This window comes from Variovorax sp. RO1, from assembly GCF_002849325.1.
In the GTDB taxonomy this organism is placed as follows: Bacteria; Pseudomonadota; Gammaproteobacteria; order Burkholderiales; family Burkholderiaceae_C; genus Variovorax.
Genome location: NZ_PKMT01000001.1, coordinates 1,412,066 through 1,427,307, shown reverse-complemented (window position 1 = coordinate 1,427,307; position 15,242 = coordinate 1,412,066). Strand labels below are relative to the sequence as shown.

The window sequence follows — 15,242 nt, the reverse complement described above, 5'->3', positions numbered from 1 at the left end:
CCGCGCCGCGTGCTATGGTTTGCAATCACCAGGAAACACAGCGGCCGGCACTCTGCGGCCTGGCTAGAAATGACCACTCATTCACGGGTAAAAAAGCACGCCACGCGGGTGCAAAAGGCGCCGGCCGACAAGTTCGCGGAGCGCCGCGCCGAGCTCGGCGAGGCCGCCCTCACCACGCTGGCCACGCTCGGCTACGCGCGCACCAGCCTGCGCGAGATCGCGCAGAACTCCGAGTTCTCGCACGGCGTGCTGCACTACTACTTCAGCGACAAGGTCGACCTCATCGTCTGCAGCGTCAAGCAGTACAAGGCGCGCTGCGTCACGCGCTACGACCACGCGGTCGACACCGCCACCACCTACGACGAGCTCATGGAAGGCTTCCTGCAGAGCCTGGGCGACACGCTGCAGGGCGAAGGCCACGTGCACCGGCTCTGGTACGACCTGCGTTCGCAGGCGCTGTTCGAAGCGGCGTTCCACGACGACGTGGTGGAAATCGACAAGAGCCTCGAAGACATGATCTGGCGCATCATGAGCCGCTTCGCCGAACTCTCGGGACAAGACCCGGGCCTCCCGCCCTCGGCCTGCTACGCGCTCTTCGACGGGCTGTTCCTGCAGGCGCTGCTCAAGCACCTCTCGGGCGACACGAAGGCCATTGCCGACATGCAGGCCGATGTGCGGCAGTCGATCGAGCGGTTGTTTGCCGCGCCTGCCAAGGCCACACCCGCCCCCCGCAAGCGCCGCGCCTGACGCCGCCATGGCGCCGTTCAATACTGCCTACCGGCAGACGCTGCTCGCCGGGCGGCTCACCCTGGGCCTGATGACGCCGCTGGCGCGCCCGCACGGGACGATGGCCGACCCCGCGATCGAACTGCAGCTAGCCCGCCTGGCCGACACGCTCGGCTTTGCCGCGCTGTGGACGCGCGACGTGCCGGTGATGCTGCCGCAGGGCGAAGAGACTGCGGTGCTCGACGAGCCCTTCATCTGGCTCACCGCGCTGGCCGCCGCCACGCAGCACATCGCGCTCGGCACCGCCGCCGCCGTGCTGCCGCTGCGCCATCCGCTGCACGTGGCCAAGGCGGCGCTCTCGCTCAACCGCCTCTCGAACGACCGCTTCATCCTCGGCCTGGGCTCGGGCGATCGCGAGGCCGAGTTCGCCATCTTCCAGCAGGACATCGCGCTGCGCGGCGACGTCTTCCGCGAACGCTGGAACCTCGTGCGCTCGGCGCTCTCGCCCGATGCGGGCGACCGCGCCGCACTGCACGAAGCCACCGGCGGCCACGACCTCATGGCGCCACCCGCCGCGCGCATCGGCATGCTGGTGGTGGGCTCGGCGCGCCAGTCGCTTCAGTGGACCGCCGCCCACGCCGACGGCTGGGCGACCTACCACCGCGACGAGGCGCGCCAGCAGGGCCGCATCGGTCTGTGGCAGACCGCGCTGCGCGAACGCGCAGGCGGCGAAGCCAAGCCCTTCGTTCAATCGTTGCAGCTCGACCTGCTGGACGATGCCGACGCGCCCGCCGAACCCATCGAACTCGGGCTGCGCACGGGACGCCATGCGCTCGTCAACTACCTCGACCGCATGGAAGACGCCGGCGTCGCCCATGTGCTGCTGAACCTCGCGCGCAGCAGCCCGCGGCCCGCGCTGGACATCGTCAACGAGCTCGGCCGCGAGGTGCTGCCGCGCCTGCAAGGCCATGCGCGCACATCGCCGCCCTGAGCCGGGCAGAATCCGGCGCTCGCTGTTGTTGCCCCTCTCCCAAGGACTCCCAAGGACCCGCCCCATGACCGATCTCTCGCACTTCCCCATCACGAAGAAATGGCCCGCGCAGCACCCTGAGCGCCTGCAGCTGTACTCGCTGCCCACGCCCAACGGCGTGAAGGTGTCGATCCTGCTGGAGGAAACCGGCCTGCCCTACGAGCCGCACCTCGTGAGCTTCGAGACCAACGACCAGATGTCGCCGGAGTTTTTGTCGCTCAACCCGAACAACAAGATCCCCGCCATCCTCGACCCCAACGGCCCGGGCGGCCAGCCGCTGGCGCTGTTCGAATCGGGCGCCATCCTGCTGTACATCGCCGAAAAGACCGGCCAGTTCATTCCCCAGGACGCAGCGGCCCGCTACGAAACCATCCAGTGGGTGATGTTCCAGATGGGCGGCATCGGCCCCATGTTCGGCCAGCTCGGCTTCTTCAACAAGTTCGCGGGCAAGGCCTACGAAGACAAGCGCCCGCGCGACCGCTATGTGGCCGAATCGAAGCGCCTGCTCGGCGTGCTCGACAAGCACCTCGCCGACCGCGCATGGATCATGGGCGACAGCTACACCATCGCCGACATCGCCACCTTCCCGTGGGTGCGCAACCTGATCGGCTTCTACGAGGCCGGCGACCTCGTGGGCTTCAGCGATTTCAAGAACGTCGCGCGCGTGCTCGAAGCCTTCGTGGCGCGGCCCGCGGTGGTGAAGGGCCTGGGGATTCCGGCACGGGGCTGAGGCTCGGCCCCACGCCGGGCAGCGCGATCAGTTCGCGCTCAAATCCATGAGCATCCGCGACAGCAAATAGAGCCGCGGCACCACGCTCTCGACCTCGGCGTATTCCTCCGGCGTGTGGATGCCGCCGCCCACGATGCCGAAGCCGTCGAGCACCGGCACGCCGACACCGGCCACGAGGCTGGCGTCGGCGGCGCCGCCGCTGCTCTCGATGGTGAGCTTCTTGCCGATCTCGCCGTAGATGCCCTCGGCCATGCGCACGAGCTTGTCCGATGCGGGCGAGCGTGGCATCGGCGGCAGGCCGCGCACGAGGCGCACGCGCACCTCGGTCTCGGGGATGAGTTTGTTCTGCGCGATGCGCGTCAGGTCTTTCTCGACGCGGTCGAGCTCCTCGGGCGTGGCGGCGCGCACGTCGCCCTTGGCGCTGGCCGAGGCGGGAATCACGTTGGTCGGGCCATTGGCCGTGAGCACCGTGAAGTTGACCGTGGTCTTCTTCGCCGCATCGGCCACCTTCGACAGTTGCAGCACCTGGTGCGCGACTTCCATCGCCGCGTTGCGGCCCGCTTCGGGCGCGACGCCCGCGTGCGACGCGAGCCCCTTCACCTCGATGAGCGCCGTGGCCGAGCCCTTGCGCTCGACGACGAGGCCGTCGGCCGGACGCCCCGGCTCGAGGTTCAGCGCCACGTCGTGCTGCTTGGCCACGCGCTCGATGAGCGCGCTGGTGCCGACCGAGCCCGTCTCTTCGTTGGTGTCGATCAGGAAGGTGATCTGGCCGTAATCCTTGAAGCCGATCTTCTGAAGAATCTTCAGCGCCTGCAGGCCGGCCACGACACCGCCCTTGTTGTCCATCACGCCGGGGCCATAGGCGCGGCCGTCCTTGATGTAGAAGGGCTTGCCCGCGGCCGTGCCGTCCTTGAACACGGTGTCGATGTGGGCCAGGATCAATATCTTCTTCTTGCCCTGCCCCGTCAGCGTCGCGACCAGGTTGGTGCCCGGATGCGGCTCGGCGGGAAAGCTCTCGATGCGCGCGTCGAGCTTGCGCAGTTCGTCCGCCACCATCTCACGCACCTTCGCCAGCCCTTCGGTGTTGGTCGAGCCGGAGTCGATGTTGACCATGCGCTCCAGCAGCTGCAGCGTTTCGTCCTTCTGCTGCGTGGCGGCGTCGAGCACGCCCTGGTGCGGCTTCTGGGCCATGGCGTTGCCAACGACGAGCAAGGCACCGGCGAGCACGGCGCCTTGGCAAGCGGCGCGCGTCCATGAACGCGGGGTGGAGCGGATGTGCATGAGGAAGCCTGTTCTTTCTGTTGTGGAGAGGGTTCGTTCGAAGCGGGCGGCAGGCTATCACCCGCTGCGTGACTGGGTCAACGCGAGCCGGCCACACAGGCACCACCTGTTGCTGGCGCCCACGTTTGGCCGCGGAAACCCAACGCTTCGGTGTTACATTAAATAAGAATGGTTCTTATTAACCCCATCCCCGGGGTCACCGATGCCGGCGCGCTCCGGCCATCGGCCCAGGGGTCTTTTGTCGATGCTTGCGAGAAGGCGACCGGATGCGCGACCTCGTCCAGGAACTTGTGTCTCACTGCGCGGACTTGCGCCGGCAGCTCACGCGCGACCTGCGCGACCCGCACCATGCGGCCGACATTGCGCAGTCGAGCTTCGAGCGCGTGTACACGCACACGCTCGGCCTGCGTGACGGCGCCGCCATCGAGTCGCCGCGCGCCCTGCTGTTCCGCGTGGCGCGCAACCTGTGCATCGACGAAGCCCGCCATCGCAAGGTGGCGCAGGAGTGGGCCGTCTCGCATGCCGTCGTGGGCACGCACCTCACGGCCCCCTCGTCCGAATACGTCGTGGCCCAGCACCGCGTGCTGCGCCGCGTGGTGGAAACCATGGAACAGCTGCCGCCGCGCCGGCGCGAGGTGTTCCTGCTGTTTCGCGCCTACGGCCACTCGCGCGCCGAAATTGCGCAGCGCCTCAACATCACCGAGATGGCGGTCGCCAAGCACCTGCTGCGCGCCACCATCGACTGCTCGCGCGTGTTCGCCGAGCTGCGCCAGGAACTGATCGAGCCGCAGGCGGTGAACAGCCACGCGGGTTTCGACACGGCACTGGCTGAAGATTTCTCATGACCGTGGCGGCCCCTGCGGTCGTTCCGCGTGAACGGCTGATCGAACGCGCGCTCGCGCTCATCGTCGAGGACGAGATCGCGCCGCCGAGCCCGGCTGCCAACAGCGCCCGGCTCGCGCTCGACCAGTGGCGCACCCGCTCGCCCGAGCACGCCGCCGCCGTGCGCGAGGCGCGCGAGCGCTGGAACGCCCTGGGCGGCATGGCCGACGACCTGCGCGCGCACTTCGACGAGCCCACGCCCGCCTCCGTACCGCGCAACCCCTCGCGCCGCAAGATGCTGCTGTCCGTCGCCGGGCTGCTCGGCGCCGGCGTGGTCGCCGGGCGCGGTGTGCAGTGGTACTGGCAGCAGCCCGTGTTCCAGGCCACGTATCGCACGCCCAACGCGCGGATGCTGAAAGTCACGCTGGCCGACGCGGCCGAGGGCATCGGCAGCCGCCTCGACCTCGCTCCGCAAAGCGCCGTCGACGTCACGCTCTACCGCCGCCGCCGCATGGTCGACATGGCACGCGGCGAGGTCCGTTTCGACGTGGCGCCCGACGCCGACCGGCCCTTCGTGGTGCGCACGCGCGAGGCCCTCATCGAAGTCGTCGGCACCGCCTTCACCGTGCGCGACCGCGGCGGCCCGATCACCGTGGGCGTCGAGCACGGCCATGTGCGCGTGCAGGTGCTGCGCCACGCCGGCACCGAACGCAGCGACGAGGTGGTCGACCTGCGCGCCGGCGACATGCTCGAAGTGCGCGACGGCCACGCCGACCCGGTGCGCCAGGCCGACACCGCCGCCCTCTCGGCGTGGCGCGACGGCTGGCTGGTGTTCGACAACACGCCGCTGGGCGATGCGCTGGCCGCGGTCAACAGCTACCGCAACGCGCCCATCGTGGGCGCCGACGCCCGCATCGACGCGATGCGGCTCTCGGGGCGTTTTCGCACCAACGACTCGGCCGGCCTGCTCGACGCGCTGCCCGCCATCCTGCCGCTGGTGGCGGTCACCCGTCCCGACGGCAGCGTGATCCTGCAGGCACGCTGACCCCGGTGCGCCCCCAGGCGCGCCCGTTCCTTTTCAGTTTTTTTCGACCCGCATCGACGCGGCGGCCGACGGCGTGTCACGGGCCTGTCTCTCTTTTTCGAGTTCAAACGTCTTACATCCAGAAGCACCCCGCATCCGATCGACGGATGCAGCGCGCCCCGGTTTTCATGTCGCACCGATTTATTTGTCTGGAGCCTTCACCCATGCGTTTCTCGCCTCGCCACCGACTCCTGAGCGCCGCGCTTGCCGCCGCCTTCGGAACCGCCTTTGCCAGCTGGAGCGGCCTTGCCGCCGCCCAGGGCGCCGACCAGGCCGCCGCCCAAGCGCGCGACATCAACGTGCCCGCCCAGCCGCTGGGCGCCGCACTCAACGAGCTGTCGCGCCAGACCGGCGTGCAGGTGCTCGCCGCCGGTGACGTGGTCTCGGGCCTGGCCGCACCGGCCGTGTCGGGCCGCCTGAGCTTCCAGCAGGCGCTCGACCGCCTGCTGGCCGGCAGCGGCCTCGTGGCGGTGCGCAACGGCCCCACGCGCGTCACCATCCAGCGCCAGAGTGCGGCCAGCGCCTCCACGCTGCCCGCCGTGACCGTGGCCGCGCAGGCCTCCACCGACGGCACCACCGAAGGCTCCGGCTCGTACACCACGCGCGCCGCCGCCGGTGCCACGCGCATGGACCTGTCGCTGCGCGAAACGCCGCAGCCGATCAGCGTCATCGGCCGCCAGCAGATCGACGACCAGAACCTCGTCACCCTGGACGACGTGCTGCGCCAGACGCCCGGCATCGTGGCCGACCGCAACGACGAGCGCGTGACCTTCTCGTCGCGCGGCTTCGCGCTGAGCACCATGGTCGACGGCGTGCCCACGCTGGGCTTCAACAGCGTGGCCGGCGAGTCGAGCATGATCAGCACCGCCTTCTACGACCGCGTCGAAGTGATCCGCGGCGCGGCCGGCCTGCTCAACGGCGTGGGCTCGCCCGGCGGTGCCATCAACCTCGTGCGCAAGCGCCCGACCTCGGAGTTCGCCGGCCACATCTCGGGCGGCATCGGCTCCTGGAGCCGCTACAACGCCGAGATCGACGTGGGCGGACCGCTCAACGAGGCCGGCACCGTGCACGGCCGCTTCATGGCCTCGCGCACCGACGGCAAGAACTTCATCGAGAACAAGAAGCGCACCGAAGACGCGCTGTACGGCATTCTCGAAGTCGACCTCGCCGCGGGCTCCCGCCTGTCGGTGGGCTTCGAGCACCAGAAGACCGCCATCGATGGCGCCAACTACGGCCAGAGCCCGCTGTTCTTCAGCAACGGCCAGCGCACCCACCTGCCGCGCTCGTTCAACTCGAGCGCCCCGTGGAGCTACTGGGACATGTACAGCGACAAGCTGTTCGCCAACCTCGACCAGCAGCTGGGCGGCGGCTGGCAGCTGAAAGTGGATGCGAGCTACCTCAAGAGCAAGCGCGAGCGCGCCTCGGGCGACCTGAGCATCTACCGCGCCATCAACGAGCGCACCGGCGCTTCCACCATCGACATCCGCGAGAACCCCGCCGAAGGCGCCAACAAGGCCCTCGACGTGCACCTGAAGGGCCCGTTCGAGGCCTTCGGCCAGACGCACGAAGCCGTGGTGGGCATGAGCTACAACACCTACGACGCCACGGTCTACACGCGCGGCGCCGTGCCGCGCATGATCGACCGCCGGCCACTGAACTTCTACCAGCTGCAGAGCTTCCCCGAGCCGACCTCGTTCTCGTACCCGCTGTACACGGCGCCGTCGAGCACCACCGAAAAGGCCATCTACGCCTCGACCCGCCTGCGGCTGGCCGACCCGCTGTCGGTCATCATCGGCGCACGCGGCACCTGGTACAAATCCGATGCGTCCACGCTCGACTGGACCACCTGGCGCCGCACCGGTGTGAGCTCGATGCGCGAGAACGGCGTGGTCACACCCTACCTGGGCGTGGTGTTCGACGTGAGCAAGGAACTCTCGCTGTACGGCAGCTACACCGACATCTTCCAGCCCAACACGGTGCGCGACCGCAACAACTCGCTCATCGCGCCGCAGCGCGGCAAGAACATCGAGCTGGGCCTGAAGGGCGAACACTTCGGCGGCAAGCTCAACACCAGCGCCGCGATCTTCAAGACGCGCGAGACCAACCTCGCCGTGATCGACACCGGCGCCGGCTCGCTGCTGCCCGACGGCGGCATTCCGTACCGCGCGGTGCAAGGCGCCAAGAGCAAGGGCTTCGAGCTCACCGCCGCCGGCGAAGTGCTGCCGGGCCTGCAGATGCTCGCGGGCTACACCTACCACGCCAAGCGCGACACCGACGGCGTGCTGCTGAACCCGCAATACCCGCGCCGCCTGTTCCGCGTGAGCACCAGCTATCGCCTGCCCGGCGAATGGAGCAAGCTCACCGTCGGCGGCAGCGTGAGCTACCAGAGCGGCATCTATTACGACGAGTTCAACGAACTCGGCCGTGCCTCGCACGGCGGCCTGACGCTGTTCGGCCTGATGGCGCGCTACGACATCAACAACCGCCTGAGCGCGTCGCTGCACATCGAGAACCTCGGCGACAAGCGCTACTACAACGGCCTGGGCGCCTACAACGGCTACACGCAGGGCAACCCGCGCAACGCCTGGCTGAAGCTCAGCTACAAGCTCTGAGACCCAACGGATTGAATTAGGGCGGCACCGGCAGAAGGGTGCCCTTGACGCACGACCCGGCTTCCGGGTCGTGCGTTTTTTTCGACCTTGGCTTCAGGGCTTGAGTGCCTTGCGCTCCAGCAGAGGATCGCGCGCGATGTCCTCCTCGCGGAACGGAAAGCGCAGCCAGTCCTTCCTCGCGTAGCGGGCCACCGGCGCGATGCCCTTGCCGTTGCGAACCGCGGTCTCGCGCTCGCCGTGCGCGAGCAGCGTGTGCGCCTGCACGCCCCGGCGGTCGAAGGACACGACTTGAAGGTAGGTGTTGCCGTGGGACTTGTCGCCCATGGTGTAGTCGCCCTCGTTGGCACAGGCGATGGCGAAATAGCCCTCGCCGTCGCAGCCGCCGGACAGCGGCACCTCGCGCCCTTCACTGCGCACGAAGCGACGCTCGCCCAGCGGCGTGTCGAGCGCCCATCCCTCGCGCGCCATGTCCTCGACCGCCGCGGCCAGTGCGCGCGCCACGCGCGGGTCCGCCGCGTGGATGCCCGAGGGCGTGGTGAGCGGCGTGCTTGCCGAGAACGGCTGCGTGTAGAGCTCCTTCGCGGGAATCTTCAGCACGCGGCTCCAGAAGGCATCCCACAGCAACGCGCCGCGATCGGTGGCATCGGCCTGATTCGACCAGTTGCGCAGCACCTGGCAGGCCGGCCGCACATCGACGCGCGTGCGGATCTTGGAGACCGCCTCTTCGGCTGGCAGCTCCACCTGTCCCGGCACGCAAGCAGCATCGAGCAGCGCGGGCTTGAAGCGATCAGCGGTGTACGAACGCGCTTCGAGCGTCTGGTGCATCACGCGCTGCGCGAGGCCCCGGCTGGAGGTCTCACCTGCAGCGGCAAGCTCACCCGCGATGCGATGCCCTTCCCGCCCACGCATCGTGAGCGCTCGTCCCTCGGCACCGAGCACCGAAGAAAAACCGGTCAGCGGCTGCGCCGGGTTCGTGAGCCAGAAGCTGTCGTTCATGTTCGCGACGTAGTCCTCGCGCAACAGGCTGGGCATGCGGTCGGCGGCCATCGTGCCGGTCTGTACCGCGCCCTTCGTGCTCTGCCACTCGCAGGCGGAGCGGCTGCCGTCGAGCATGGGCGTGGCCGGGTCGAGCGCGGCAAAAGCTTTCGACAGCGGTGTGGCGCAGGCGGCGCGCAGGTCGTCGGGCACGCCCGGCACCGCGCCGATGTCGGCATACCAGGCACGGCCGTCGCCGCGCCCGATGGCCGCGGTGTTGACCCACGGCATCGCCAGCTCCTCGCGCTGGATGCGGATGAATTCGTCGAGCGAGCGCGCCTGGTCCCAGCGGAAGAAGTTGCGGAAGATGCGCGGGTTGTCGGCATTGATGTCGCGGATCGCAACAGCCTTGCGTGCGCTCCAGCCCAGCGCAGCATGGCGCGCGCCGAGATCGACCACCGGGCCGAAGCGCGTGCGGTAGAGCGTGCGATGCACGAGGTCCACCGTGCCGTCGGCGCGGCGCACCGCCACCGCGAGCGGCTGGGCGCGCATGGGCTCGGAGCGGCCATCGACGAGGTAGCGCGTGGGGTCGGCCGGGTCCAGCGTCAGGTCGAACATGCCGAAGCGCCGCGCGGCCGACACCGTGTGGCTCCAGGCCACGTCGTTGTTGAAGCCGATCATGACGACCGGAATGCCGAGAAAGGACACGCCCGCCACGTCCATCTTGCCGGGCAGCGTGAGGTGCGCCTGGTAGAAGCGGTCGGGCCCGCCCCAGTACCAGTGCGGATTGCCGAACAGCACGCTGCCGCCGCGCTCGCCGGTGGCCGCCTGGCCGAAGGCCAGCACGTTGCTGCCGATGCCGTGCGCATCGCCCACGGGCATCTCCAGCCGCGTGGACAGCGAGAACTTGTCCGCCGGCGCGGGCGGCAGGGCCGCAGCAGGTTTCGCGTTCGCAATCTCGGCGACGAAATGCGTGTAGCCGCCTGCCAACCCCGCGGCGAGCATGCGACGGTAGATGTCCTCGGGGCCGATGGTGCGCACCCACGGCGCCTCCGCGCAGGCGTGCACCGCACCGCCGCGGCGCTGCGGGCCGGCCTGCAGTGCGCGCACATGGCGGTTGTAGCCCTCGGCGAAACCGGCGATGAGTTCGTCGAGTTCGGCCGGCTGCTCGCGCTTCAGCGCCTCGACCGCATCGGCGCCCGCGAAAGCCTGGAAGAAGAAGTCCAGGTCGAGGTTGGCGGGCGTGCCGAAGGTGGAGCGCGTCTGCGGTTTGGCCTCGGCGCCGAAGTACAGCGAGCGCTGCCCACTGAAGGTGACGAAGGCATCGGCCAGCGTGCACAGCGCGTCCTCGGCCTGTGCCTGGCCATAGCCGATGCCCAAGCCTCGCCAGGTGGTGGCGCGAATGTGGGGAATGCCGTCGGTGGTGCGGCGGATCTCGATGGCGGCGACGGTGGTGGCGGCGTGCGAGGGCGCATCGCGCCGGGCCCAGGCGGGCGCGGCGCCCAGCACGGCGCCAGCCAGGGCGATGGCGGCCATGCGGCGGCCCCACCGGGGAATGCGGGAGGTGGTCGGGATGTTCACGGGTGTCGGTGTTTCTCGGGTCTGGAACTGTGGCAACGCGGGCGGCTGCGGCCTATTGCAGATCGGGGCCGCAGCGCTGCGCCTCGTCGAGCACGGGCTTCACCAGCACGGCGCCCGCCAGCGCCCACAGCGTGAGCGCCTCGTCGAGCGCGCGCACGTGCCGGGGGTCTTCGCCGAGCCAGTGCACGAGCTGGTCGGCGTGATCGCGCGAGGGCGCGTCGTGCAGCCGGCAGAACAGTGCCCACGCGGTGTCGACGGCCGTCTGCGCGGCCACCGGCGTGCTGCGGGCCATCGCGGTGCGCCCGGGCATCGGCTAGATCTGGACGGCCTGCGACGCGTCGCGCGCTGCGCTGCGCGCCCGCGACTGCGCCGCCAGCAATGCGTTGCCGATCTCGCCGGTGCGCACCGAGGTCACCGACAGCAGCGTGTCGCTCAGGCCGTGGCTGTCTTCGCAGGCGCCCTGCAGGTAGATGCCCGGATGGAAGTCGGGCGTGGCCTTCAGGCGATAGTAGCGGTCGACGTCGTAGGGGCCGATGTACGGCGCGAGCGGCGCCAGCAGGTCCTTGTGCTGGTCGCGCGCATAGCCGGTGGCGAGCACCACGGCGTCGTAGCGCACGGTGCTCTCGCGCTGCACGTCGCGGTCGAGCAGCGTGAGGTGGATGCCGTCGTGCGCGGCGCGCACCGAGCGCACGTCGTGCTGGCGCAGCATGCGCAGACGGGTGCCGCGCGCCACCTTCTGGTCGTAGAAGACCTTGTAGATCTGCTGGATCAGGTCGAGGTCGGCCACCGCATAGTTGGTCTGCGCGAACTCGTCGAGCAGCGCGGCGCGCACCTCGGTGCCCTGGCTGTACATGTAGTCGGTGAAGTCGGCGTTGAAGACTTCATTGACGAAGGGGCTGTCGTCCGAAGGCCGGATCGATCGTGCACGCATGATGAAGTCGACCTGCGGCGCACCGGGGCGCCCCTGCAGGTCCATGAAGATCTCCGCCGCGCTCTGGCCCGCACCGACGATGGCCACGTGGCGCGCCTGCGGGTGCTGCGCGATGTCCTTCAGGTAGCTGCTCGAATGGAACACGCGTGGATCGTCGCGCAACCCGCGAAAGCCTTCGGGAATGTGGGGCACGCCGCCAATGCTCACCACCAGGTTGCGTGCGAGCCGCTCCTGCACCCGGCCGTCGGCGCAGCGCGAGCGCACGCGCAGCAACGACACCTCGCCGCCCTGCTTCTCGGGCTGCACCTCGAACACCTCCTCTCCGTAGCGGCAGGCCTCTTCGAACTGGCCCGCGGCCCAGCCCAGGTAGTCGTTGAACTCGTGGCGGCTCGGAAAGAAGCTCTTGAGGTTGATGAAGTCCGTCAGACGGCCCTGCTCGTGCAGGTAGTTGACGAAGGTGAAGCGGCTGGTCGGGTTGCGCAGCGTCGCCAGGTCCTTCAGGAACGAGATCTGCATGTGGGCCTGGTCCAGCAGCATGTGCGGATGCCAGGCGAAGCGGGGCTGGCGCTCGATGAACAGCGCGTCCAACGGCTTGCTGCCGTGGCGCTTCTCGTCGAGTGCAATGGCCAGCGCGACGTTCGACGGGCCGAATCCGACGCCGATCAGGTCATGGATGTGCTGCATGGGATGTCTACTCCTGTGGGCTCTGTGTGTTGGATACGGGCTGCAGCTACGCCGCGAGGCCCTGCGGCGCGCGGGCACGGTCTTCCGCGATGCGCCCGGCCTTCATCGTGATGACGCGGTCGGCCAGGTGGAAGTAACGGTCGTCGTGCGAGATCACCACCAGCAGGTGGCCCTTGGCACGCAGCTCGGGCAGCAGCTCGGTGTAGAAAAGATGGCGGAAGGTCGGGTCCTGGTCGGCCGCCCATTCGTCGAACACCAGCACCGGCCGGCCCTCGAGGTAGGCGTGCACCAGCGCCAGGCGCTTGCGCTGGCCGGTCGAGAGGTCGACGGTGCTGAAGGAGCCGTCCTTGATGCTCACCTTGTGGGCGATCTCCAGGCGCTGCAGGTACGGCAGAGCCGCCTGGGGCAGCCCGTGCGTGCCCTCTTCGCCCTTGCCCTCGCCCTCGCCGGCCAGGTCCTCGAACAGGTAGAAGTCGGAGAACACGGTGGTGAAGAGCTGGCGGTAGTCGTCGCGCGCTTCGGGCGTGACGGCCGCGCCGTCGCGCAGCACCTCGCCCTGCTGCGGCGCGTACAGACCCAGCAGCAGCTTGATGAGCGTGGTCTTGCCGGAGCCGTTGTCGCCCACCACGAACACCATCTCGCCGCGGCGCAGCTGCAGGTCGATGGGGCCGAGCACGAAGGGTTCGCCGCCGTCGGGTGCGTCGAAGGCGTAGCGCACGCCGCGCATCCCGATGCGCTCGGCCAGCGTCTGCGGACCATCGCCCGCGCGCTCCAGGTGCAGGTGCGGCTCCGGGCTCGCAAAGCGCGCCGACAGGTCGGCGATGCGCATGAAGGCGACCTTGGCGCGGCCCACGTTGGGCAGCGCACGCGCGATCTGGTCGATCGGCCCCTTCAGGAACAGCAGCACCAGCACGAAGCCGCTGAGCACCACGGGCTCGGTGGTGCGAAACGCGGCCCAGCCCAGGATCAGCGCGATCAAAAGGAAGAACATGGCCGAGCCGAACGAGGTGGCCAGCACGAAGACGTTGATGGCGCGGCTGTTGACGCTGCGGATGCTGTCGACGATGCGCTCGATCTGGCCGCCGAACATGCGCGTGCGACGGTCGCGGTGCATGCGCAGCTCCTTGGCACCTTCGCTGATCGCCTGGTAGGCCTTGTGCAGCTCGTCCTCGTGCTCGCGCGCCTTCCAGAAACCGACCTCGGCGCGGGTCTGCGCCACGGTCTGGAAGGTGGCGCCGAGCACCAGCGCCACGAACAGCAGGCCGAAGAGCGGCAGCGAGAGCCACGCCAGGTAGGCCAGGCAGCCCAGCGCCACGGCCACGGCGATGAGCGCGGTGGACAGCACGAAGGCCGCGTCGCTGATCATGTCCACGTCCTGCGAGAGCACGGGCATGAGGCGGTGCGTGCGGTAGCGTTCCAGCGCGTCGATGGGCGCCGAGAGAATCTTCTGCGCCAGGCTCTTGCGCACCTGCGCCACCAGCTGCTGGCCGACGAAGTTGGTCGAGATGTCCGACGCCATGCGGCCGAACAGCGCCACCAGGCACAGCGCGATGAAGGTCAGCAGCAGCCCGCCTGCCATGCTGCCCTGCTGGTTGAGCACCTGGTTGATGGTGCGCAGCAAGGCGACGGTGGCCACGCCCGCGAAGACGCCCGTGACCACGGACAGCGCGATCCATGGATAGAAGGGCTTCAGCAGGCGCGCAACCTCCGCGCGATTGCCGCCGGGACCGCCAGTCACACTGGGAGATGTCATGCAAGGATTCTTTCCGCCCCTCGGGGCGATTGCGTTCATGCGGCGCGAGGCCGTCCCTTGCATAGACGAGCGGGCACGGCCGATGTTCATGCGCGGCGCCGGGCCGGGTACTTTGGCGCCCGCGCCGTGAACATGCGGGGCGCTCGCACGTCTGGAAGGGATGCACCCCGAGCGACGCGTCGCGGCCCTGCCCCGGCCGTTCTTTGAGGCCGGCCCATGATCCCGCTGCTGGCGCCGATCTTCCGGGGCGAACTCGCGCCCCTGGGCGAAGGGCTCCAGTGCGCGCCCACGCCGCCGCCCGACGCGGTGCGCGTGGCCGACCTGCTGCAGCCCGGCCCGCGCCTCGCCCAGGTGCTGCATGCGCACGCCCGCTTCAGGCGCCACGCCGGCGCGGACCTTCGCGCGGTGGCTTCTGCATGGACCCTGCGGTACGTCGAGGTGCTGCTGCCGCCCGTGGTGGCAGCGGCCAGCATGCTGCACCACGTGTTTCCGCTCGCTGCGGCGCAGGTGTGGGTGCGGCTGGACGACCACGGCGACGTGATCGACTTCCACCTCGTCGAGACCGGCGGCGCGCGGCGCGGCGCCACGACCGCCGAGCGCTATGCGCCGCTGCTGTGGCAGCACCTCGCACCGCTGTTCGGCGCGCTCACCGGGCTCACGCGGATCGCGCCCAAGATCCTGTGGGGCAACGTGTCGCGCCGCCTCGAACCGATCCTCGACCAGGGCCTGCAGCTGACCGGCGGCTCGGCCGCCATCGCGCAGGACCGGGCCTGGCTGCTGCACGAGGCCGACTGGCCGGGCACGGGCGCCAATCCGCTGCACGGCACCCGGCGCGAGGTGACACGCCACTACGAAGGCCGCGACATTCCGCTGAGGTTGCACCGCCAGTGTTGCCTCTACCACCTGCTGCCCGGCGAGGGCTACTGCGGGGCGTGCCCGCTGGCGCCGCAGCACCGCAAGGACGAGACCGAAGCCGAAGAAGAAAGCGAAGGCTGAGGCGCGGATGAACAGATCGCCCGGTACTTCGTCTTCC

Annotated in this window: 12 protein-coding genes; 7 read left to right on the top strand and 5 right to left on the bottom strand. The window is 69.3% G+C overall.

Features of this window, described 5'->3' with window-relative positions; translation table 11 throughout:
* Nucleotides 1-69 precede the first annotated feature (69 nt).
* From CY658_RS06900 to CY658_RS06890, 3 genes are all read left to right on the top strand, one after another.
* Entirely contained in the window at nt 70-747 is a 678-nt protein-coding gene (locus CY658_RS06900; RefSeq protein ID WP_101489428.1) for a TetR/AcrR family transcriptional regulator, read from the top strand.
* A gap of 7 nt (nt 748-754) precedes the next feature.
* On the top strand, nt 755-1,717 hold the full coding sequence (locus CY658_RS06895; protein ID WP_101489427.1) for a TIGR03571 family LLM class oxidoreductase: 963 nt from the start codon (nt 755-757) through the stop codon (nt 1,715-1,717).
* A 64-nt stretch (nt 1,718-1,781) separates the two neighbouring features.
* A complete protein-coding gene (locus CY658_RS06890; protein ID WP_101489426.1) occupies nt 1,782-2,486 on the top strand; it encodes a glutathione S-transferase N-terminal domain-containing protein in 705 nt (234 codons plus the stop codon).
* A 27-nt stretch (nt 2,487-2,513) separates the two neighbouring features.
* Here the strand turns inward: CY658_RS06890 and CY658_RS06885 are convergent, their stop codons facing one another.
* Nucleotides 2,514-3,767 (bottom strand): glutamate carboxypeptidase, encoded by a 1,254-nt coding sequence (locus CY658_RS06885; protein ID WP_101489425.1) that lies wholly within the window; start codon nt 3,765-3,767, stop codon nt 2,514-2,516.
* A gap of 266 nt (nt 3,768-4,033) precedes the next feature.
* Between CY658_RS06885 and CY658_RS06880 the strand changes: the two genes are divergently transcribed.
* The 3 genes from CY658_RS06880 (at nt 4,034) to CY658_RS06870 (ending at nt 8,285) form a co-directional block, all read left to right on the top strand.
* The gene (locus tag CY658_RS06880; protein WP_099791583.1) at nt 4,034-4,612 is read left to right on the top strand and encodes an RNA polymerase sigma factor; all 579 of its coding nucleotides are present in this window, start codon (nt 4,034-4,036) and stop codon (nt 4,610-4,612) included.
* On the top strand, nt 4,609-5,634 hold the full coding sequence (locus CY658_RS06875) for a FecR family protein (RefSeq protein WP_101489424.1): 1,026 nt from the start codon (nt 4,609-4,611) through the stop codon (nt 5,632-5,634). The genes CY658_RS06880 and CY658_RS06875 overlap by 4 nt, the downstream gene beginning before the upstream one ends.
* A gap of 203 nt (nt 5,635-5,837) precedes the next feature.
* Nucleotides 5,838-8,285, top strand: coding sequence for a TonB-dependent siderophore receptor (locus CY658_RS06870; RefSeq protein WP_180838881.1), 2,448 nt, complete (start codon nt 5,838-5,840; stop codon nt 8,283-8,285).
* 93 nt (nt 8,286-8,378) lie between these two features.
* Here the strand turns inward: CY658_RS06870 and CY658_RS06865 are convergent, their stop codons facing one another.
* From CY658_RS06865 to CY658_RS06850, 4 genes are all read right to left on the bottom strand, one after another.
* The gene (locus CY658_RS06865; protein ID WP_101489422.1) at nt 8,379-10,796 is read right to left on the bottom strand and encodes a penicillin acylase family protein; all 2,418 of its coding nucleotides are present in this window, start codon (nt 10,794-10,796) and stop codon (nt 8,379-8,381) included.
* A gap of 97 nt (nt 10,797-10,893) precedes the next feature.
* A complete protein-coding gene (locus CY658_RS06860; protein WP_257884775.1) occupies nt 10,894-11,151 on the bottom strand; it encodes a hypothetical protein in 258 nt (85 codons plus the stop codon).
* 3 nt (nt 11,152-11,154) lie between these two features.
* On the bottom strand, nt 11,155-12,456 hold the full coding sequence (locus CY658_RS06855) for a lysine N(6)-hydroxylase/L-ornithine N(5)-oxygenase family protein (protein ID WP_101489421.1): 1,302 nt from the start codon (nt 12,454-12,456) through the stop codon (nt 11,155-11,157).
* A gap of 46 nt (nt 12,457-12,502) precedes the next feature.
* On the bottom strand, nt 12,503-14,209 hold the full coding sequence (locus CY658_RS06850) for a cyclic peptide export ABC transporter (protein WP_101489420.1): 1,707 nt from the start codon (nt 14,207-14,209) through the stop codon (nt 12,503-12,505).
* 216 nt (nt 14,210-14,425) lie between these two features.
* Between CY658_RS06850 and fhuF the strand changes: the two genes are divergently transcribed.
* Nucleotides 14,426-15,205 carry a siderophore-iron reductase FhuF gene (gene fhuF / locus CY658_RS06845; RefSeq protein WP_101489419.1) on the top strand — a complete coding sequence of 260 codons (780 nt, stop codon included), beginning with the start codon at nt 14,426-14,428 and terminating at the stop codon, nt 15,203-15,205.
* The last annotated feature ends 37 nt before the right edge of the window (nt 15,206-15,242 follow it).